Source organism: Saccharopolyspora sp. NPDC045941, assembly GCF_056431445.1.
Map to the genome: position 1 here is coordinate 1 of NZ_JBWKKU010000014.1, position 20856 is coordinate 20856.

At 66.1% G+C, this 20856-nt stretch carries 17 protein-coding genes, 3 pseudogenes and 1 CRISPR repeat array; of the genes and pseudogenes, 9 read left to right on the plus strand and 11 right to left on the minus strand.

The window, feature by feature from the left end; all coding sequences use genetic code 11:
• Positions 1-20: 20 nt before the first annotated feature.
• Genes AC07FN_RS13445 through AC07FN_RS13470 form a run of 6 tightly spaced genes read right to left on the minus strand, consistent with a single transcriptional unit; the run spans position 21 to position 6879 of the window.
• Positions 21-707 carry a CMD domain protein gene (locus tag AC07FN_RS13445; protein WP_478395869.1) on the minus strand — a complete coding sequence of 229 codons (687 nt, stop codon included), beginning with the start codon at positions 705-707 and terminating at the stop codon, positions 21-23.
• Positions 704-1768 carry a putative FMN-dependent luciferase-like monooxygenase gene (locus AC07FN_RS13450; protein ID WP_478395870.1) on the minus strand — a complete coding sequence of 355 codons (1065 nt, stop codon included), beginning with the start codon at positions 1766-1768 and terminating at the stop codon, positions 704-706. Before AC07FN_RS13450 ends, AC07FN_RS13445 begins: the two co-directional genes overlap by 4 nt.
• A 40-nt stretch (positions 1769-1808) precedes the next feature.
• Positions 1809-3434, minus strand: coding sequence for a dipeptide ABC transporter ATP-binding protein (locus AC07FN_RS13455; RefSeq protein ID WP_478395871.1), 1626 nt, complete (start codon positions 3432-3434; stop codon positions 1809-1811).
• Positions 3431-4267: an ABC transporter permease gene (locus AC07FN_RS13460; protein WP_478395872.1), complete on the minus strand. Its 837-nt coding sequence runs from the start codon at positions 4265-4267 to the stop codon at positions 3431-3433. Before AC07FN_RS13460 ends, AC07FN_RS13455 begins: the two co-directional genes overlap by 4 nt.
• Positions 4267-5199 (minus strand): ABC transporter permease, encoded by a 933-nt coding sequence (locus AC07FN_RS13465; protein ID WP_478395873.1) that lies wholly within the window; start codon positions 5197-5199, stop codon positions 4267-4269. Before AC07FN_RS13465 ends, AC07FN_RS13460 begins: the two co-directional genes overlap by 1 nt.
• A 27-nt stretch (positions 5200-5226) precedes the next feature.
• Positions 5227-6879, minus strand: a complete 1653-nt coding sequence (locus AC07FN_RS13470) for a TIGR04028 family ABC transporter substrate-binding protein (protein WP_478395874.1) — start codon at positions 6877-6879, stop codon at positions 5227-5229.
• A gap of 625 nt (positions 6880-7504) precedes the next feature.
• Between AC07FN_RS13470 and AC07FN_RS13475 the strand changes: the two genes are divergently transcribed.
• The 8 genes and pseudogenes from AC07FN_RS13475 to AC07FN_RS13510 form a co-directional block, all read left to right on the plus strand.
• Positions 7505-8611, plus strand: coding sequence for an ABC transporter substrate-binding protein (locus tag AC07FN_RS13475; RefSeq protein ID WP_478395875.1), 1107 nt, complete (start codon positions 7505-7507; stop codon positions 8609-8611).
• A 1-nt stretch (position 8612) separates the two neighbouring features.
• Positions 8613-9389 (plus strand): ABC transporter permease, encoded by a 777-nt coding sequence (locus AC07FN_RS13480; RefSeq protein WP_478395876.1) that lies wholly within the window; start codon positions 8613-8615, stop codon positions 9387-9389.
• Positions 9365-10138 (plus strand): ABC transporter ATP-binding protein, encoded by a 774-nt coding sequence (locus AC07FN_RS13485; RefSeq protein ID WP_478395877.1) that lies wholly within the window; start codon positions 9365-9367, stop codon positions 10136-10138. Before AC07FN_RS13480 ends, AC07FN_RS13485 begins: the two co-directional genes overlap by 25 nt.
• On the plus strand, positions 10135-11472 hold the full coding sequence (locus AC07FN_RS13490; protein WP_478395878.1) for an LLM class flavin-dependent oxidoreductase: 1338 nt from the start codon (positions 10135-10137) through the stop codon (positions 11470-11472). Before AC07FN_RS13485 ends, AC07FN_RS13490 begins: the two co-directional genes overlap by 4 nt.
• Before the next feature lie 103 nt (positions 11473-11575).
• Positions 11576-11788, plus strand: a pseudogene (locus AC07FN_RS13495) (hypothetical protein); the annotation flags it as partial.
• 234 nt (positions 11789-12022) lie between these two features.
• On the plus strand, positions 12023-12691 hold the full coding sequence (locus tag AC07FN_RS13500; RefSeq protein WP_478395879.1) for a 3,4-dihydroxy-2-butanone-4-phosphate synthase: 669 nt from the start codon (positions 12023-12025) through the stop codon (positions 12689-12691).
• 284 nt (positions 12692-12975) lie between these two features.
• Positions 12976-13143: pseudogene (locus tag AC07FN_RS13505) on the plus strand (helix-turn-helix domain-containing protein); the annotation flags it as partial.
• An 11-nt stretch (positions 13144-13154) separates the two neighbouring features.
• Positions 13155-13697 (plus strand): annotated as a pseudogene (locus tag AC07FN_RS13510) (helix-turn-helix domain-containing protein); the annotation flags it as partial.
• Here AC07FN_RS13510 and AC07FN_RS13515 read toward each other — a convergent pair.
• Positions 13672-14739, minus strand: coding sequence for an integrase core domain-containing protein (locus tag AC07FN_RS13515; protein ID WP_478395880.1), 1068 nt, complete (start codon positions 14737-14739; stop codon positions 13672-13674). The pseudogene AC07FN_RS13510 and the gene AC07FN_RS13515 overlap by 26 nt on opposite strands.
• Before the next feature lie 344 nt (positions 14740-15083).
• On the opposite strand from AC07FN_RS13515, the gene AC07FN_RS13520 reads away from it, so the two are divergent.
• Positions 15084-15521: a hypothetical protein gene (locus tag AC07FN_RS13520; protein ID WP_478395881.1), complete on the plus strand. Its 438-nt coding sequence runs from the start codon at positions 15084-15086 to the stop codon at positions 15519-15521.
• A 423-nt stretch (positions 15522-15944) separates the two neighbouring features.
• Here AC07FN_RS13520 and AC07FN_RS13525 read toward each other — a convergent pair whose 3' ends face one another.
• The 4 genes from AC07FN_RS13525 to cas2 form a co-directional block, all read right to left on the minus strand.
• Positions 15945-16166, minus strand: coding sequence for a hypothetical protein (locus AC07FN_RS13525; RefSeq protein ID WP_478395882.1), 222 nt, complete (start codon positions 16164-16166; stop codon positions 15945-15947).
• A 161-nt stretch (positions 16167-16327) separates the two neighbouring features.
• The gene (locus AC07FN_RS13530; RefSeq protein ID WP_478395883.1) at positions 16328-16933 is read right to left on the minus strand and encodes a hypothetical protein; all 606 of its coding nucleotides are present in this window, start codon (positions 16931-16933) and stop codon (positions 16328-16330) included.
• Positions 16934-17143: 210 nt separating this feature from the next.
• The gene (locus AC07FN_RS13535; protein WP_478395884.1) at positions 17144-19021 is read right to left on the minus strand and encodes an ATP-binding protein; all 1878 of its coding nucleotides are present in this window, start codon (positions 19019-19021) and stop codon (positions 17144-17146) included.
• Between the two features lie 815 nt (positions 19022-19836).
• Positions 19837-20390: direct repeats of the CRISPR family, unit length 36 nt; unit sequence GCCGCAATGGAGACCGGCTGCGCGAGCCGGTGGCAG.
• 177 nt (positions 20391-20567) lie between these two features.
• On the minus strand, positions 20568-20855 hold the full coding sequence (gene cas2, locus AC07FN_RS13540; protein WP_478395885.1) for a CRISPR-associated endonuclease Cas2: 288 nt from the start codon (positions 20853-20855) through the stop codon (positions 20568-20570).
• Between the last annotated feature and the right edge of the window lies 1 nt (position 20856).

Consider the following 20856-nt stretch of genomic DNA (forward strand, 5'->3'; position numbering starts at 1 on the left):
CCACACACCACCCACGAAGATCAGCAGCAGGGTGATGATCTTGCCCCAGCGGCCGCCACCCGCCCACACAGGGTGCGAAATTGAGCAACAGAGTCGTTCAGGTGTGGGGGTGTGGATGTCGCTTGCGCGAGCGCTCGAAGGCCCGACGCAGTCCGCAGCTGGAATGCCAGGAACGCGATCAGTTGGGACAGCCGGACGATGTCGTCGGCGCTCCATCCGGCATCGACCAGAGCCTGCAGATCGGCCGGGCCCGACTCGCGGGGGCGATAGACCAGCAGGTGGGTGTGGGCCAGTGCTGCGGCGACCCGGCGACCGAGCGCCGCGGCGACGCGGCCATCGGGGCCCCAGGCCGGGCCGGGCACGCTTTCGTCGGCAAGGCCAGGCTCGCGGTAGCGACCGTACGGCCCGGTGCCCCGCGCGTCCGCGGCGGCCGCCGCCACGACATCGGCCAGCTCCGTCGCCTCGTCGGCGAGCAGATCGCGATAGAACGAGGTGGCCGGACCGAAGTCGTGCAGGTCGGCCTCGAACGCCGCGATGGCGTACCGCTCTTGCAGCGGGAAACTCCCAGGATCGGCAGGCTCGAACAGTGCGGTGAAGCTGCGTTGGGCTTGCTCCCGGGTTTGGGACCGCTGCTGTCTCAGCGTTGCCAGTGGACTGCTTGGGTCGATGCCCGACAACAGGTCAATGATGTCGGCCTGGTCAGTCATGCGTCTCCTTCGTCGGCGTTGTTCTCATGGCGATGGGCACGGTGCAGACTGCGCGAAGCCGCCGCACCGGTGATCCAGCCGAGCCGGGGCGCGACCTCGGTGGCCAACAGTTCGAGCGACCGCAGCGTCAGCTCGTGCGGTGCGTCGATGGAATGCACCTGGAAGGAGATGTCGGTCGCCCGATCCAAGGTCTTGTCGGCGGCCAGTGATGCGACCACCTCCTCGACCGTGCCGACGTGGGTGTCGGTGACCCGGATCAGGGTGTCGATGTCGAGCCCGGCCGCGTCGGTGCCGAGGAACGTTCCGGCGAGCCGGCGCAGCCCGTCCTCGGCCAGTTCGTAGGCCAGGTCCCGATTCTGCGGGTCGACGACGAGAGCTGTCCGGGACGCCAGCACCCGGACGGGAGCACCTGCTGGCAGCGCTGCCTGGTAAGCGTCGATGATGGGCAACTGCAGCGCGTCCAGCGACAGCTCGGGTGCGTCGGCTGGGCGCGGCTGGGTGCGGGACAGCATCAGACCGTCACCGCGTTCGCCGACACGACGACCGCCGTCGGCGGAGAAGGTCGCCTGCCAGATCCGCTGCGCCAGGTCGGTAGCCGATGGGTAGATCCGGGACTGGGTGCCCCGGACACCCCGGCCGGACAGGGCGTCGAGGAAGACCGCGAAGTGATCGGCGAACAACTCCCGCCGGTGATCGGAGTCCCGGCCGAACGGGGCGAAGGAGGACGGTGTGCCCCCGGCGGCAACGCCGAGCTGGACCCGGCCACCGCTGAGCGCGTCCAGCACGCTGGCATCCTCGGCTGCGCGCAGGGGGTCGTCGATCGGCAGCGTGACGACTCCCGTGGACAGCGCGATCTCCGAGGTCAGCTCCGCGGCCGCGGCGAGCAGCACGAACGGGGAAGGCAGTCCGCCCTCGTCCTCGTCGAAGTGATGCTGGGCGACCCAGGCCGAAGCGAAACCGAACCGTTCGGCGTGGCAGATCTGCTCCAGCGCATATCGATAGCGCTCGGCCGGAGCAGCTCGTTCGAGGAGCCGGGTGAAGAAGCCGATTCTGGGCGGCATGGGGGCCTTTCTCCGCGGTGTTCAGGTGGTCAGGTGTTGCCTACCCGGCACGGGCTCCGAGCCTTGCTCCCGGTATCGCCGCGATCAGCTGTTGGGTATAGGGATCCTCGGCGTTGTTGAAGACCTGATCGGTCGCGCCGTACTCGACCTGGCGGCCGTGTTGCAGCACCGAAACGGTGTCGGCGATCTGCCGTACCACCGAGAGGTCGTGGGAGATGAAGATGTAGGTCAGGGACAGCTCGGCCTGCAACGTGGCCAGCAGACGGAGGATCTGGGCCTGGACCGTGACATCGAGGGCGGACACCGCCTCGTCGAGAACGACCAACTCGGGTTCGATGATCAACGCCCGGGCGATGGCGATCCGCTGCCGTTGTCCACCGGAGAGTTCGTGGGGTCGGCGCTTGCCGATGTCGGGGGAGAGCGAGACCGTTTCGAGCTGGTGGGCAACCCGTTCGTTCTGCTCGCTCTTGTCGCCGATCTGGAAGTTGCGCAACGGCTCGGCGATGATGCTGGCCACCGGCTGTCGCGGGTCGAGTGACCCGAACGGGTTTTGATACACCAGCTGCGCGATCCGGCGGAACGATCGCTGCGAGCGCTGCGCGATCACGTCGGTGTCGCCGATCCGGATGCTGCCGGCCGTCGGCCGGTTGAACCCGGCGATGCTGCGGCCGGTCGTCGTCTTGCCCGAGCCCGATTCGCCGACCAAGGCATGGGTGGTGCCGCGGGCAACGGTGAAGGACACGTCGTCGACCGCGACCAGCGGCGGTCGGCCCGCCCGTCGAAACTCCTGCCGCAGGCCGGTGACTTCGACCAGTGGAACATCCCCATCGCGGACCGGCGGCTGGGGGCGTTCGACGATCTTGGTCAGCGACGGCGCATCGGTGAGCAGCGTCCGGGTGTAGTCGTCCGATGGGTTCGTCAGCACTTCTGTCGACGGCCCGGATTCCCGGACGGTGCCGTCGCGCATCACCACGATTGAGTCCGCCCGGTCTGCGGCGACCGCGAGATCGTGGGTGATGAGCAGAACGCCGGTGCCGGTTTCGGCGCGTAGTCGATCAAGTAGGTCGAGCACGCGACTCTGCACCGTCACGTCCAGCGCGCTGGTGGGTTCGTCGGCGATCACCAGCTGCGGCTCCAGCGCCAATGCCGCCGCGATCAGCACCCGTTGTCGCATGCCGCCGGACAGTTCGTGCGGATACTGCCGGGCTCGGGCTTCCGGATCATCGAGGTCGACCTGTTCGAGAAGTTCGATCACCCGTGCTCGAATCTTCCGCCGATCCCGCCAACCGTGGATTCGCAGAGCCTCGCCGACACTCGCTCCGATGGTGGCGACCGGGTTGAGCGAACTGCCCGGGTCCTGCGGGACGAGTCCGATCCTCGAGCCTCGGATGCTGCGCCACTGTCGATCGGACAGACCCATCAGATCGGTTCCCTGCAAGGTGATTCGGCCGCCGGTGACACGGCCGTTGGCCGGGAGCAGTCCGATGATCGACTGGGCCATGCTGGACTTTCCGGAACCGGACTCACCGACCAGGGCGGTTATCTGGCCAGCTTGGACGTCCAACGACACACCGTTCACCGCGGTCACCGAGCCGTCCGTCGTGCGGTACTGCACAGCAAGGTCACGAATCTCCAGCAGCGCTGGCGCCACCTGCACCGTGGTCATCGGGACTCCTCTCGCTGGATCGCTTGACTGAGCAGGTTGGTCGCCAGAACCACCAGGACGACAACCACACCCGGCAGCGCGGTCAGCCACCACGCGGTCGCCACGTAATTGCGGCCTTCGGCGACCAGCAGACCCCACTCCGGCGTCGGCGGCGGTGCCCCGTAGCCGAGGAACCCCAGCGTGGAGATCTGCAGGATGGCTGACCCGAACTGCAACGCGGCCAACGCGATTACCGGAGTGATCGAATTCGGCAGAATGTGCCGCCACAACACGCCGAAGAAGCTTCCACCTGAGCCGTAGCCGGCCTCGACGTACTCGGTCACTCGCACGCTGACCACGCTGGACCGGGCGAGCCGGGCGAACACGGCGACTGACGTCACGCCGACGGCGATCGCGGTATTGGTGGTGCCGAAGCCGAGCAGGATGACGACGCTGAGGGACAACAGCAACGTCGGTACGGCGAGAAGGACGTCGACGAGCCGCATCAGCACGTCGTCGACGATGCGGCCGACCGCGCCGGCAGTGACGCCGACGGCCGTGCCGATGGTCAGTCCGACCAGGACGGCGATCAGCGCGCCGCTGATCGAGTGCGAGGCGCCGTGCACCACGCGGGCGAACACGTCGCGACCGGTCGCATCGGTGCCGAACCAATGCTCGGCACTCGGCGGCCGCAGGGCTGGTGCCACTGTCTCGGTCGGGCTGACCCAGGTGAACAGTGACGGGACGATTGCCCACAGCAGCGCGATCGTCATCACCACGCACGAGATCACCGTGCCGAGCCGAAGCCGCGACCGTTGGGGCGCGCTCGGGCGAGACAACGCAGCAGTACTCATCAGTCTGTTCGCCTCCGCAGTCGCGGGTCGAGCACCGGATACAGCAGATCAACGCCCAGGTTGATGATCACGAATGCCGTGGTCGACAACACTACGACCGCCAGCAGCACCGGGGTGTCCCGGTTGGCGACGGCCTGAGCCGTGAGCTGACCGACCCCGCTTCGTCCGAAGACGGCTTCGGTGACCACCGCACCGCCGACGAGCTCGCCGAACAGCAACCCGGCCATGGTGAGCGTCGGCAGCAGGGCGTTGCGCGCCACCGTCCGCCAGAGCAGCCAGGCCGTGCTCGCGCCCCGGGCGCGGACGACCGCGACGAACGGCATCATCTTCACCTCGTCGATGCTGCGGATCAGCATCTGGGCCAGCGGTGCCGCGATCGGGACCGCGAGCGTCATGACCGGCAAGATCATCGACTGCGCGGGTCCGGCGCCTATCAGGGGCACCAGGCCGAGTTCGAAGGAGACGATCTGGATCAGGATGATCCCGATCCAGAACACCGGCAGCGACACGAACAAGGCCGGGATGTTGGTGAACGCCCCGCGCAGCCACCTTCCCCGGCCGTATGTCGCGGTGAAGGCGATAGCGACCGCGAGGACGATCGCCAGCGCCAGACCGAGGAAGGCCAGGACCAGCGTTGCCGGCAGCGCCGTGCTGATCAAGGTCGAGACCGCGGCACCGCTCTGCACGGAGAACCCGAAATCGCCCTGCAGGAAGGAAAACCCCGACTCCAAGTAGCGCTGGATCAGCGGCTTGTCCGCGCCGTAAGACGCACGGATTTCCTGCAACTGCTGGGCCGAGAGCCCCAGCTCCGGGCTACCGTACCGGGCCAGCACGGCATCGCCCGGTAGGGCGGCCAGCAGGAGGTAGGCCGCGGTGTAGGCGAGTACCAGGACGATGATCGCCTGGCCGGCACGTTGCAGCACATATCCCATCTCGACGACCTCCCCGCCCCCGCCTGCTCAGGCGTTCAGCCAGGTCGCGTAGAATGACGGCCGACCGACCGATTCCGTCACGAATCCCTGGACCTCGGCGCGCAGGCCGAACACCTGCGGCTCCTCGAAGATCGGCAAGATGTAGGCCTGGTCCGCGAGCCAATGCTGAGCCGCTGCCGAAGCCTCCTCCCGCTCCGCGGCGGTGGGCCGGGAGGCGATGGCGCTGAGCCGCGACTCGAGCTCGCCGTCGCCGATGCTGCCGTCGCCGGTGTCGAGGTTGAGCAGGGCGTTGCGGTTCTTGGAAAAGTATTGGGATTTGAGGACGTCGAAGTCGGCCCGGCCGACCATTGAGTGGTACACCTGGATCTGGTCAGGATCCAGCGCTGCCGCGGTCTGCGCCGTCTGGTCGCCGGGGAAGAGCTTGACCTCGATGCCGATCTTGGAGAGCTGCGCTTGGATCAAGGTCACCACTTCCTTCGAACGCGGCTGTGGCAACGCCTCGTTGAAGGTCAAGGTGAGCCGCTGACCGTCCTTCACCCGGATCTTGTCCGGTCCTGCTGCCCAGCCGGCTTGGTCGAGCAGGGTGGCCGCCTTCGCGGCGTCGTGGACGTAGTTCGTCGAAGTGTCGACGTAGCCGAGCGCGGTCCTCGCCAATGCGCCGGTCGCCAGCGGATAGCTCTTCGTGAACAACGTGTCGACGATGGCCTGCCGGTCGATGCCGGCGATGACCGCCTGCCGAACCCGGATGTCGGACAGCTGCGGGGTGCGGAACCGGAAACTCAGCCCGTTGTTGACGCCATTGGTCGCCGCCACGTGCAACGCAAGCCCTTCGGTGCTGAACTGGGGCTCGTCGGGAGCCTCGATCTGCCGGGCGACGTCGGCCTGACCAGCGACGACCGTCCCGACCCGAACGCTGTCCTCGCCAGCGACGACAACGGTGATCTCGTCGAGGAGAGGCCGGCCCTGATGCGGTGATGAGGGCGGTGCCCAGCCGTAGTCCTTCCGCGCGGCCAGCCGGAGCTCGGTTCCCACCTTCTCCTCCGTGATCACGAACGGGCCGCTGCCGATGATCGACTTCGCGTTGCCCGGCCCGAACCCCTTGTTCGACTTGGCCAGCGTGGCATTCGACAGCAGACCGGAGTTGATCGTCGACGTCGCCTGCGCAAAACCGGGCGCCGGAGCGCTGAAGTGGAACCGGACAGTGTGCTCGCCGACGACCTCGCCGCGGTCGTAGTTGTTGATCGCCTCCGACACGGTCAGCGCCTTGCCGGCATCGCCTCTGCCGTACAGATCGAAGTTCTTCACCACGTTGGCCGCATCGAGCGGCGTGCCGTCGGAGTACGTGACACCGCTGCGAAGCTTGAAGGTGTACTCGGTCGCGTCCTCGTTCACCGACGGCAGCTCGGCGGCGATCCACGGCTCGAGCGCGAGCGTCTTCGGATCCTGGTAGAGCAACCGGTCGGTGATGTTGTTGACGATGCCGCCGTTGGCGTAGAAGCCGGCCGACGGCGGGTACAGCGAGGTCCAAGTCTGCGGCTCGAGGTAGGTCAGCGTGCCGCCGATCTTCGGCTCGCCGAGCTGGTTGGCGTTGCCGGCCGCCCTGCTCGAGCATCCACCCGCCAGCGCCGCAACGGCGATCGACGTGGAAGCAGCCAGAAATGCGCGCCGTGAATGTGCCATGACTAGAACCTCTCGATGTGGGAACCCGGGGTCATCACCCAACCGGGTCTCGCCGATCACCGCGAAGGCTAGCAACCTCCACAGCCGCACCGAATCGCTCTCACAGCCTGAGAAACAACCTGCGCGAGAGATGGGAATTGGCTGATGTGAGCAGCGATCTCACGTTCACGCACCGGTTCTCGGTGCTGCGCAGACTGTCGTTAGAGGACAGTGCGAGGCATGCCATCTGTCCTTTTTGGACTTCATAACGAGGGTTTCCAGCTGCGCTGGAGTGGGGTGCGCATCGCAGGACTCCGCGATTTCTCGGTTATTTTCGCAGGATGTAACATTTCCCGCTTGGGATGGGGTCGTTGCGGCGTTTGTTCCCATCGATTGAGACGTTGTTCCGTTGCGCGGGCTTTCCGCCCTATTCTTGGCGCGTGGTCTCACCCAACACGTTCGTCGAACGACGCGCCGTTGATCTGATGCGCGTCACGTGTTGCGCGTGTCGTTGATCTGACGACGTTCTTGCCCGGCGGCCGGTTGGCCGCGCCATGACCTCAGCTCCGATTTTCGGTCACCCGGCCCGCGTCCGCGCTGGGGACCGTTGTCCTGCATCGAAGAAGTGCCGAAAAGTGGGTAACAGATGTCTTCGTGGACCCCTGCTGGGCGGACCCGCCCGGTACGACACCGCAAATCTCTCGTCAGGGCCATCGCGTCTTTCGCCGCCCTGCTCGCGCTCGCGGGCTGTGCCTCCGGCGGCGGCTCGGGTGGGCTGGCGGCGAACGCGCCGCTTCCCACCGAAATACCGCCGGGAACCAAACTCGTGGTAGCCGACCAGCAGGAACGACTGCAAACCCTGTTCCACGCCTCCGGCGAGTTCGACCAGATCCCGGTCAAACCGGAGTTCGCCAACTTCACCGGCGGTCCCGAGGTGCTGGAGGCGTTCCGCGCTGAGGCCGCCGATGTCGCGATCGTCGGCGATACCCCGCCCATCCACGCCCAGGCGTCCGGGGAAGACGTCCCGATCATCGCGGCCTTTCGCGTCGACCCCAATTCGATGAGCCTTGCGGTCACCCCGGGCGTGACCGTGCGTACGCTGCCGGAACTGCGGGGCAAGAAGATCGCCTACGCGGAAGGCACCGCACAGCAGTCGAGTGTGCTGCGGGCGTTGGAGAAGGCCGGGCTGACGACGAATGACGTGGAGCTCGTCCGATTGCAGCTGGCCGAGTTCAACGACGCGGTGCGCACCGGCGCGGTGGACGTCGCGCCGCTCAACGAGCCCCGGCTGACCCGTTTCCTCAGCCAGACCGGTGGGCAGGGCACCACCGTTCCGCTGGCCGAGAGCAACGGCATCAGCACCGGGCTGAGCTACCTCTACACGCGCCGGGCGGTGCTGGAAGATCCCGCCAAGGCGGCCGCGGTCAGGGCTTTCGTGGATCACTTCGTCGCGGCCAGGCAGTGGGCGGCGACCCATCCGAACGAGTGGATCGATGCCTACTACGTCAAGAACCAGGGAGTGAGCCGCGCTGATGGCGAGAAGATCCTGGCGTCCGAAGGCAATGTGACGTTTCCCCGGCTCGACTCGCTCATCGCCACGCAGCAGCACACGATCGACCTGCTCGCAGCCAGTGGCGGTCTGCCGAAGCCGTTGAACGCGAACGAGCACTTCGACCTGCGGTTCGACGCGGTGGTCGAGGAATCGGCACGCAGGGTCGGTGCGCCCAGGACGGTGGACCCCCATGGTGGCTGAGGTGAGACGGCTGGGACCAGGCCGGTCGATCCCGTTCCTCCGGCTCCTCGGCCCCATCGTGCTGCTGCTGGCGTGGCAGCTGACCTCGAGCGCGGGCCTGCTTTCCGAGCACACGCTCACGCCACCAGCGCAGGTGGCGTCGACGGCAGGGGAGTTGGTCGCCGATGGCCGACTCCAGTCGCACCTGCTCACGTCGTTGTGGCGGGCATCGGTGTCGCTGCTGCTGGGCGTGCTGATCGGCTTGGCGCTGGCGCTGGCGGCCGGGCTCAGCCGCATCGGGGAGGCGCTGCTGGACGGGCCGGTGCAGATCAAGCGGGCGATCCCCACGCTCGCGCTGATCCCGCTGGCGATCATCTGGCTGGGCATCGGCGAGGGCATGAAGATCACCGTGGTGACGTTGGCCGTGCTGGTGCCGATCTACATCAACACCCACGCGGCCCTTCGCAGCGTCGACGGGCGATTCGTCGAGCTGGCCGAAACCGTGCGCCTGACGCGGTGGCAGTTCGTGCGGCGGGTGGCGATTCCCGGATCGCTTCCCGGATTCTTCACCGGCCTGCGCCTGGCGGTCACCGTCTCCTGGCTGGCGCTGGTCGTGGTGGAGCAGATCAACGCCACCAGCGGAATCGGCTCGTTGATGACGCAGGCCCGCAACTACGCGCAGACCGACATCATCGTGGTGGGACTGGTCATCTACGCGTTGTTCGGGCTGTTGTCGGACGGTGTCGTGCGATTCGTAGAAGGGCGGGTGCTGTCATGGCGCCGAACACTGGCCAGCTGACCGAACGGCCCGTGGAGGCCGGCGGTCGTACCGGCGCTGCGGTCCGGGTGCGCGAGCTCGTCCGCCGATACGGCGATCGGATCGTGCTCGATGGAATCGATCTCGACATCCGGGTAGGCGAGTTCGTGGCCCTCCTCGGCCGCAGCGGCTCCGGCAAGAGCACGTTGTTGCGCGCGCTGGCCGGACTCGATCACGACGTGACCGGGGACGGGAGGGTGGTGGTTCCGGACAACCGTGCGGTCGTGTTCCAGGACTCCCGGCTGCTGCCGTGGTCCAGGGTGCTCGACAACGTCACGCTCGGCCTGACCGGCGCGGATGCGGCGGAGCGAGGACGCACCGTTCTGCGGGAAGTGGGGCTTGCCGGGCGCGAACGTGCTTGGCCGAACGCGTTGTCCGGAGGTGAACAGCAGCGCGCGGCTCTCGCGCGCTCGCTGGTGCGCGAACCCGAACTCCTGCTGGCCGACGAACCGTTCGGCGCTCTCGATGCCCTGACCCGGATCAAGATGCATCGCCTGCTGCAGGAACTGTGCTCCCGGCACCGGCCAGCGGTGCTGCTGGTGACGCATGACGTGGACGAGGCGATCACGCTGGCCGACCGGGTTCTGGTGCTGGACGGCGGAAGCATCGCGGTCAACCGGGAAGTTGACCTGCCCGCACCGCGATCGCACCGCGATCGGCGATTCATCGACCACCGGGACGCGTTGCTCTCGGCCCTCGGGGTGACCGAAGACGAGGAGGAACTCCAGTGAGCGACCGGAAACTTCACCTCAACGCGTTCCTGATGAACGTCGGTCACCACGAGGCGGCATGGCGGCTCCCTGGAAGCGACCCGGCCGCAGGCATCAGCGTGGACCACTACGCGAACCTGGCGCGGATCGCCGAGCGCGGCACGTTCGACTCCGTGTTCCTCGCCGACACCCCGGCCCTGCGAGCCGAAGTGGGCCAGCGCCCGGCGACGGTGCTGGAACCGACCGTGCTGCTGACCGCGCTGGCCACCGCCACTGAGCGGATCGGGCTGATCGCGACCGCCTCGACCACCTACAACGAGCCCTACAACTTGGCCCGCCGGTTCGCGTCGCTGGACCACGTCAGCGGCGGCCGGGCGGGCTGGAACATCGTCACCAACGCGGTCGTGGAGGCGGCGCACAATTTCAACCTGGACGAGCTGCCACCCCACAACTCCCGCTACCGGCGGGCCGAGGAGTTCGTCGAGGTGTCCCAAAAGCTCTGGGACAGCTGGGAAGACGACGCCGAGGTGCACGACAAGTCCGGGATCTGGGCGGACGAGCGCAAGGTGCACGCGATCGACCACCGGGGCGAGCACTTCTCGGTCCGCGGACCGCTGAACGTGCCGCGCTCGCCGCAGGGCTACCCGCTGCTGGTGCAGGCCGGGTCGTCGGAGGACGGCAAGGCGCTGGCCGGGCGGTCCGCCGAGGCCGTGTTCACCGCGCAGCAGACGCTGGAGGAGGGAAAGGCGTTCTACGCCGACCTGAAGGAACGCGCGCAGCAGTTCGGCCGTGCCCCGGAGGCGATCAAGATCCTGCCGGGCATCGTGCCGGTCATCGGATCCACCGAAGCCGACGCGCGCAGGCTGGAGTCGGACCTGCAGGACCACATCGTGCACAGCTACGCGCTGCACCGGCTGGCCACCCTGCTGGGCATCGCGCTGACCGAGGACGACCTCGACCGGCGGCTGCCGGACGAACTGCCCGGCGAGGACCGGATCGAAACGGCCAAGAGCCGCTACACGCTGGTGGTCGACCTGGCCAGGCGGGAGAAGCTGACGGTCCGGGAGATCATCCACCGGCTGGGCGGTGGTCGCGGCCACCGCACGTTCACCGGCACGCCCGAGCAGATCGCCGACACCATCGAGCACTGGTTCACCAGCGGCGCGGCCGACGGGTTCAACGTGATGCCGCCGGTGCTCCCGTCCGGGCTGGAGTCCTTCGTGGACCACGTGGTGCCGATCCTGCGCCGCCGCGGCCTGTTCCGCACCGAGTACACCGGCCGAACTCTCCGCGACCACTACGGCCTACCGCGCCCGACCAACCAGTTCGCCCAGCGACGGCACGTCACGACGTGATCGCGATCCCTTTCAAGATTCGCAGAGCGATTTTCGCCGTACTGGCGACGCTGGAGACCGCGGTCGACTCAGTGGGCCGAGCCCAGCAGGCCGCGCGGACGAGGCCGATGTGTCCAAAGCCAAGTTCGCCATCTCCGATGTGGTGCTGCGTGCCGTGACAGATTTCTTCGACGTGGGTGGGGCATCGGTCGTCAGCCAGGAAAGGCTGCTCGACAGACACAGGCGCAACGCGAGGACACTCACCGTCCACAACGCTGATCTACAGCCTCCCGATCTTGCCGGGGACCCCGGACCACCCAGCACGCGCAGAGCGTGATCCGGGATCGTGAGTGCGTAAGCGGGCTCTAGCCCGGTTGGGGACTCACGACCCCGCACGTCTCAGGTTCCAGGTGTTGGGACAGCAGGCGGTGGACGTTGACGTTCGAGATCTCGCTTGGCAATGCTTGGAAGACCGGATCTGCCGCGCAATCGGGTGCACGACCGGCGGATTCTAGTCCTATGAGGATTCTTTAGTCGATTCATCCCGAGTCTGGGATTTTAGGGGGGAAAGTTGATCGATCAGCGGGAAAGTGCGGCACTGCTCGACGGGCGTCCGGGCGAGCTTGGGTCGATCGACCTGGCGGTGGGCGAGATCGCATCCGGCCGGGCGGTGATCGTGCATGGTTGTGCAACAGGCGACGGCGGTGTCGTGTTCGCTGCTTCGCGGGCGAATGTCGAACTGACGGCTTTCGCGGTCCGCCACTCTTCCGGTTTCCTGTGCGTCGCGCTTCCGCGGGTGCGCTGCGATGAGCTCGTGCTGCCACCCATGTCGCCCCGGCTGCAGGAGCACCGCGGTGCGACGGTGTGCGTCACCGTGGACGCCAGTGCGGGCGTCAGCACTGGCATTTCCGCTTCGGACCGCGCCAGGACGGCTCGCGCGCTCGCCGACCCCGACGCCGTTCCCGCGGACTTCACCCGTCCCGGTCATGTCGTGCCGATCGCCGTCGACGGGGCGGGTGCGCTCGGTCACGCTGGCCTCGCCGAGTCGGCCTTCGACCTGGTCAGGCTCGCTGGGGTGGCGCCGGTCGCGGTGTTCGCCCACCTGGTCAGCCCGGCGGACCCGACTCGGATGGCCAGCGACGACGAACTGCGTGGGTTCGCGGCGGGCCAGCGCATAGCCGCCGTGTCGGTGGCCGCGATCGCGGCTCGCCGGTCCGTTGAGACGCGAGCTATCGGTTGACACCCCCCGCGGAGCGCTTTGCTGCGACTGATCTGTGATGGTCGCAGCGTTGTTCACAATGCGTCGCCGCGCGGGTTTCCACTGCGTGGCGACGCAGGCGTGTCGTTCCTGACCTCGTTCCCGGCCCGGACGAAACGGGGCGGCTCTTTCGACGGCGATGCGGCGCTTCCGCTGCGGTAATTGATCTTTCCGTCGATGGTGTCCATCCTGGTCCCGGTGTGATGGCGGGATAGGGAAGGATGGTTGTGGCTCGACCACCGGGAGTGTTTGTGCGGCCGTTGTCGATGGCTGAGGGGCAGCGGTTGCGGCGGATCAATCGCACTGCCAAGGACCGGGTGCGGTTGCGGCGGGCGATGATCGTGCTTGCCTCGGCACAGGGCTGGCCGGTACCCGACGTCGCTGACCTGGCACAGGTGTCGCAGCGCTATGTGCGGCAGGTCATCCATGACTTCAACAGACGGGGTTCGACGCGCTGGACCCAAAATGGAGCGGGGGCGCACCCAAGACGATCGATGACACCACGCGGACTAGGATCTGCGCGATCGCCGGGTGCGACCCCCATGCCCTGGGGCAACCCTTCTCGACCTGGTCGCTGACCAAGCTCTGTGACTACCTGATTGACCAGGAGATCGTCGCAGCGGTCAGCCGTGAGACGTTGCGCGGCATCCTGCACGACGGCGGTGTCTCCTGGCAGACCACCAAGACCTGGAAAGCCAGCTATGATCCGGAGTTCCTGCCCAAGATGCGGCGGGTACTCGACCTCTACGACAACCCACCCGAGGATGGCCGGGTCGTCTGCGTTGACGAGTTCGGACCGCTGAACCTGATGCCTCGCAGGGGAAAAGCATGGCGACCGGTGGGCAGACCCGTGCGGCAACGCGCGACCTACACTCGCACGCAGGGTTGTGCGGCACATGTTCGCCGCCCTGGATTTGGCCTGTGGGGTTCCAGAAGTCGGTCACGGAGGTTGACCAGCAACTTTACGCAACGCGCTCGTACTCGTTGATCAAGCTACCCAGCACAGGTCGAGTCTTGATCAGCTCATGGCTGAGGTTCGCGACGGGGTGGCTTGGTCGTGGTGGGCGGAGTTCGCGGGCGCGGTGCGGCCGGCGGCCGTTGTAGTGCCGGATGTACTCCGTAAGCACCGTACGCAGGTGCCGTTCACCGAAGATCAACAGGCGGTCGGTGAGTTCGGCTCGGACAGTGCGCACGAACCGTTCGGCGAAACAGTTCGCCCGCGGGCAGCGCGGGGGAGTCTTGACTACTCGGATGTCCACATCGGCGAGGACCGCATCGAACGACGCGGTGAACTGGCCGGCCCGGTCCCGTATGAGGAATCGGAATTGGGTGACGCGATCGCCGAGGTCCATCAGCAGGTTGCGGGCCTGCTGAGTGGTCCACGCCCCGTCCGGGTTCGTGGTCGTGCCCAGCAAGTGTACGCACCTGCTGCCGACTTCCAGTACGAAGAATACGTAGACCCGTTTGAGTGTGACTGCGCAGTCCACGTGGAAGAAGTCGCATGCCAGCATGGTCGAGGCTTGCATGTGTAGGAACTGCCGCCAGGTCGTATCCGTGCACCGGAGTGGCGCCGGTGGGATGCGCAATCGTTTGAGAACGCGGCGGATCGTCGAGGCGCCCACTCGGTAGTCGAGCTTGAGCAGTTCACCTTGGATCCGCTGATATCCCCACGTTGGGTTCTCATTGGCCATGCGCTCGATCAACACGGCGATAGCATCATCGACTGGCGGGCGCCCGGTGCGGTTCGGGTACGTCCACTTCTTGGTCACCAGGCGACGATGCCAGCGCAGGACCGTGCCTGGGGTGATCAATCGGTGCGCCTGCAGGGCCTTCGGCAGCAACCGGATCAGCGCGGCGAAGACGGCGCGGTCGGCCCAGTTTATTCGGGGTCTTGGGTTGGTTCTGCGCAGTACGGCCACCTCGTGACGCAGCACCAGGAGTTCGACGTCCTTGGACGCCGACGAACGGCCGAGCAGCCACAGCCAGCCCACAATGCGCACGAAGATCAGATACAGCAGACGTAGCGACACGGTTCGCGATCATGCCCTGTCTGCCGGGGACACCGAAAGATGCAGGTCGCAGTACATCGGCCGACTTGTGGAACCCCGCAGGGTCGGGCTGCAGCACGACCGCTCCCGAGATCACCCGGATGGTCAGGCTCTGACCCGGTTGCCACTCCAGGGCGTGCAAGACCGGTCTGGCCGAGACCCGGCCGGACGAGTCCATCCGGACCATGCCGTAGATCACCGGCAGTTCACGGTGACGGGTGATGACCGGCAGAGGCAGGCCACGACACTGCCCGCTCCCCACCTCGGCCGGAGAGCCATGGTCAGTGACCACGGGCGGCACCAAGCCCGTGACGATCTGCTCACTCATGGCCACCATCCCGGTGACCAGCGCACATCAGGGGAGAACGCCCCTGCAGACGCCGAAGATCGCGACGGCCGAAGGGCCGCCGCGATACGGTGTTCAAGCGTTCGCTGCGATGGGGAAATTTCACGCGATTTTGTGTCCGAGGGGGGACTTGAACCCCTGCCAGTGGGAGGAATCCCCGAACCGGGGATTCGTCTCCATGGCGGCGACGCTACTCCTCGGGTTGTCGAAAGATCCAGTGAGCTTCCTCAGAGCTCAGCCCGATCAGGTGCAGTTGCCGTGCCCGTTCGTGCTCCGGGGCTGGCTCGTACAGGATGCACACCGATTCCCGATCCGCTCGAACTCAGCGAATGACCTTGGGTGTGCTGGCGAACCGCTGGTCGTCGAGGCGATGGTGCCGTTGGTGATGGAACGTCGCGCGAAGCGGCCGGGGAGGTGAATCCCTGTCGTCGCAGGTCCGGGCAGTCCTCTCCAGAGCACTCCGCCAAAGGCCCTGGCTCTGACCGACGATCTTCTTCCGTGCGGCCGGTGATCGTCGATAGCTGCCGTCGATCAGAGTCCGGTAGGGGTCCTGGTGGACCCGTCTCGCGAGGCCGTTGAGCGATCGGTAACCGTGATCATGGGGACGGTCATCGCACTGACCTTCTTGTTCGGGTTTGGCAACGTACTGAGCCTCGCGTTGTGGTTGGGGTGCCGATGTATGTGGCGCCCTTGGTGGCTCCGGCAGTCGATCTTTCGGTACTCGGGCTACTTCTGGGCACTCGGTACCTCACCTTGCATGGTGCGCCGCCGGAACAGCTGAGGCAGGCCCGACGGTTGCTCCTGTTCGATGCGGTGGGGCCATTGCTGCTGATCCGGATGGTCAGAGGTGGGGCCTGGACTGCTGCAGGCGATCTTTGTAGCCGGTTCCCAGTGGTGTCGACGCTTCGGCTGCAGAAACGGCCAACGACGTTTCGCGAACCTGCCAGCGTTGAGCACCGCTGCGGACAACGCTCCTGGTCAGAGGTGTGATCAGAGCCAAGTGGTCGAGGGTAGGGCGGACGACGTGCTTTTGGCTCGTGCCGCCGAACTCGATGCTGACCATTGGCGGCTGCATCGTCGTCCCATCTCGGCCGAGACGCTTCGCTGAGAATTTCGGCTGGGCTCTGCGCGTGCCCGCGAGTTGGTAAGGCAGATCCGTATCCGAGTCACGCCTCCGTTGCTGAGCTACTCGTGGAATCCGCGTAGCGCCTGGCGGAATGGCTCTTACAGATGTTGGTACGCGGTCCGCTCGGTGACCTCTGCGTAAGAGCTGCATCGCGCTGCGGGAGCCAGCTTCGGGCGGTTAGCAGTGGCGCGCAGTCGACCGCTTCGTTGGCTTCGGTTGTGTTTGTGGTCGGGTTGGTGGCGTGTTCCTTGGGTGTGCAGCAGGCGGCGACGCCGCAACCGGACTGCGTCGGCTCTTCTGCGGTAGTTGACCCCTGTGGGGATCGGGGTGATCTCGATTTCGGCGAACGCGGCTGCCTCAAGGTCGGTGTGGTATTCGGCAATGGCGAGTGCACCGTGATGCAGTCGATGTAGGTGCGGAAGGTTGCGGCGAAGACGGCGGATTTGTCCGCGGAGAGGTTGATGACGCAGGGGGAGATCGCGACGTCGATGGTGCTCGGTCATGTCCAGGCCGTAGGCGTTGCCGGTGGGGCTGATTCGGAGGTCGAGCACTCGTTCGCCTTCGCGGTGCCTGGCGACTGCGGTGGGGTTGCCGGAGTCGCCGGAGCCGGCGATCGCTTCGGCCGGCAATTGAGCGCGGTCGGAGGCGGTGTAGAGGCTGGTACCGAAGTTGTCCTCGACTGCCCTGGCCAACGAGAAGATCAAGTGGCTGACCAACACAGGCAGTCACCGAGGTCGTCGGCGGCTACGGGCCTGGCTCGGCGCGCTAACAGGAGCGGGTGGGGTGCAGCCCTTGCCGATGAGGACGGTTCCCGGTCCGCTTGGTCTTCATCAGCGGAGTGGGCAGGCGATGCTGTTTCGCGTAGGGGGCGTGGGCCCGGCTTCCCGGGGGCGGGCCCACGTTTCTGGGTATTGTTAGCCTGCCTCCGATCCCGGTTTGGGTTTGCGTTTGGCCATTCCCAGGCGTCCGGCGACTCGGGGGCTGATCATTGCGTCTTCGGTGATCAGTCCGAGAAGGCTTATGGACAGCGCCTGATCGGTGCGCATCGCCTCGATGTCTTCGTTGGGAAGTTGGCCGCGAAATTGCTCGGAGTGCGCCACGCGTGAAATGATCGCTTCTTGGTATACGTTGATCACCTCGGTTCCGACTCTTTCTGCCGCGACGTCTGGGTAGAGGTCTTGCCAGTGTTTGACCTGTTGCATGATCACGGGATGGCTGATGAGCAGTGTGATGAGTCCATAGGGGTGCCCAGGGGCGTTCCCGGTCCAGGACGCCAGCCAGTAGTCGGTGTCGGCTGGTTCGCTCGTACAAATGCAGTCGGGCAGGGAAACCGCCCCCTTCGCTGATTCTGCTTCGTCGTGCCCTGGTGGCTTTCCGAGCGGTACCAACCTCTTGATCGGCTTGTGCTCTGCTGTTCCTTCGCCGCCTTGGCTCTGCGGGTTCGGGACCGGGATCGACAGCTTGTCGGTTGACACCTTGGTCGCCCGTTGCGCGCCGTCGTCCACGATCCTCAAGCGGACTTGCTTCCAGCGGTCGCCGAATCGTTCCGCGAGCTGGCGAAGCCGGGCCGTATCGGTGGTCACCGAACGATCCGCTCGAGCCGCGTTGATGGCGTCAACGATTTCCTGGGGCATGGTCTCCACGAACTCGGTTGCCCAGCGACCGGTGGGAAGACGTTGGGCGCCGCCCTCTCCGAGCCACTTCAGGTCAACGCGGCCCGTGGTCGGCGCGGTCCCAGGCCGTTGACTCTCCTCGGAGTACCAGGGGGGTTCGAAGATCAGCCAAAGACGGCTTCTGACGGCCGCTTCGGCGATGCCGAACTGGCGGTATCGGTACGAGGAGGAGTCCACATCGTAGAGCTCATTTCGGTAGAGAGTGGCGATGTAGCCGACGGTCGACCCGGCAGACGAGCCGCCTTCCCGGGGTGTGCTCCGAAGGAACCAGTGCAGAACCGTGCCGTCACGAAGCGTCTGGTCGCCATGCGCGTCAAGGGCGTCGGTGGAGCTGCCCGCCCGGACGATGAAATGCCGGGCGCCGCGAACCGACTCACGGAGCAGCAGCGGCCCCGACCCCGTGCGCTCAGCAGCCAAGCGGTGCCAGTGCCGGTGATCTTCTGGAAGCCGGGCTACCTGGACCTGCACCTCGGACGGTACTTCCCAGATGCGTGTGTTGAGATAGCGGAGAAGCTCATGGCCGATGGTGTTTTCTCCGCGTGCGGTGTCGCCTTGGACAGTGTTCTCCTTGGGGTCGCTTCCTAGCAGCACTACTGCAGTGCCATGGCCGGCCTTGTGCACCCAGTGAGGGAGAACGTGGCCCCAGTCGCAGCCATGTTGTTCGTCGCTGAACGGCGGATACACCGAGTCGAGCAGTTCCGGTTCCCCCTGTTGGTTGACCAGCTGGATGCGCCGGAGCCCGTAGTCATGATCCGATCGGCAGATCCAGATCATCGACAGCTCGCCGTCTTTCAGGCTGACGACGACCAGGCCGTAGCTGTTCCATGGGAGCAACGAGATCTTGGCGCCTGCGCCATAGTTCTCGTGTACCCCGCCGATGTTTTTCGCCCCCGCCCCTAAGGTCTGGAAAAAGGTTTGCAGCTCTGGCCGGCTCATGCCAGCGCCGTTGTCGATGACGGCCCTGCGGAATACTCTGGACCTCTGAGCTGCCTGCCATTCAACATCGAACCAGATGCGCGTCGCGCCCGCTTCCAGTGCATTCACTAGCAGCTCGCGGGACCACTGGCTCGCTGTCAGGTTACGGTATTCTCGTTCAAGCCAGGCGTCAGCCCGGGCCATTCTTAGAACATCAATGAGTGATCTCTCGAAGATCTGTCTTCCGGGCATTGTTTCCTCTTGTGATCATAGGTCCGCTAGACCATGGCCCGTTGTGCAACCAGGATCGGTCGCGGGTCGGCGGGGCCCCGGGAACGCCCGCCGGTTTAAAGAGATTCGTCCGCGCATCTGCGAGACGTCACGTTGATAGCAGCCAACCTGGCTCATGTCGAGTCGCTCGATCGGGGACATAACCTGGCTTACCTGGACGCGCTGCGTTACCTGAGCCGTCATCGTGCTTGAGGATTGCTGCGCGATCGTCATGGAAGATCGATTTTCGCGCAGACGTCGGATGGCCGTTGCCATGTCAAGGGCACGGCCGAGGTCTACTGTGGATCGTTGATAGAAAGTGAGACCCCTACGGTGACCGTCGCGTCCCTGCGGAACTCGGATAATCCGACGAGGCCAGGACTTCCTCGACGTGTGACAGCATGCGGGGCGGCGGCCCGTTGACCTGAGTGCGGAATGGCTCCGGCCGCACCTCGGTGACAGTAGCGGATCGACAGCGATACCGCGTTCCCTCCGGGCTGGTGCTGATGTCGATCGGCGGAGCTGCGCCGATTCGCAGGAAACTACGATCTGCCGAAGCCTCTGCCGCCCGTGGTGGAGCAGTTCGTCAACTGCGAGAACCGGGGAACCCCACTACGTCATACCAGGCGGCTGAGGCAGGTCGGAGAGGCCGGGGAGGAGGACGGACGGCCCGCTGGGCCGGCTGAGACCGGCTCGAGGAGCCGGCGACAGTCGACCTCGGCGACGGCATGCGCCTCGTCCACGAGGATGCAGGAAGGGAGACCGGCTCTGCGAGCCGGTGGCACCGAAAACCCCGAGCTGTACCAGGAGCTGCAGGAAGCGATGCCGCAATGGAGACCGGGTGCGCGAGCCGGTGGCAGCCGCCGGACCAGCCGGAGCACTCGACGCCGCGATACTGCTGGCCGCAATGGAGACCGGCTGCGCGAGCCGGTGGCAGTGACGACATCGGCGTGGCCATGAACAACGTCCTCGACGCCGCAATGGAGACCGGCTGCGCGAGCCGGTGGCAGGTAAGACGACGCTGGCCAAACATGCCGGCTGGCAGGTGCCGCAATGGAGACCGGCTGCGCGAGCCGGTGGCAGTGTACAAGGTCGCCCGAAGGCTCATCGCGCGGAACCCGCCGCAATGGAGACCGGCTGCGCGAGCCGGTGGCAGCCGAACCGGCCGCCCAGCCCGAGCAGGACCCCACCCCCGCCGCAATGGAGACCGGCTGCGTGAGCCGGTGGCAGACTCCGGCGTCCGGATCGGCCAGGAAGCGATCACGGCGCCGCAATGGAGACCGGCTGCGTGAGCCGGTGGCAGGGCTGATTGTAGTTGGTGCTGGCGACCTGGGGTTTTGGAGATCAAGGCGAGCGGCGCCCCGTTGTGGATCAGTCGTGATCTTTGTGATGCTCCTGGACATCGGCATATGGCTTCTGGCCTGCTGTTTTGCTCTGCGAGTGGTCGTGGGTGGCGGTGTCCGCATTGGGCCGTTCGCGTTTAAACGATCTGCGGGCCGGTGTGGGGGAGTCGACGGCGGAGGCCGATCTGGTGGATCGGTGCGGGCGCGTGGCAGGGGCCGAGGTCGATGCGGATGATGCTGTCTTCGGTGTGGTCGATGACGTCTGAGACTCGGTATTCGAGCAGGGCGAGCTCCGCGCCGGTGAGGTCGCAGAGGAATACGGAGTACTGGAGTCGGGTTCCGTGACCTTCGAAGAGGTCGCAGGTTCGTCGCAGCCGGTATGGGTTGGCTACGTCGTATGCGAAAAGGTAACGCCTACGTGCCATG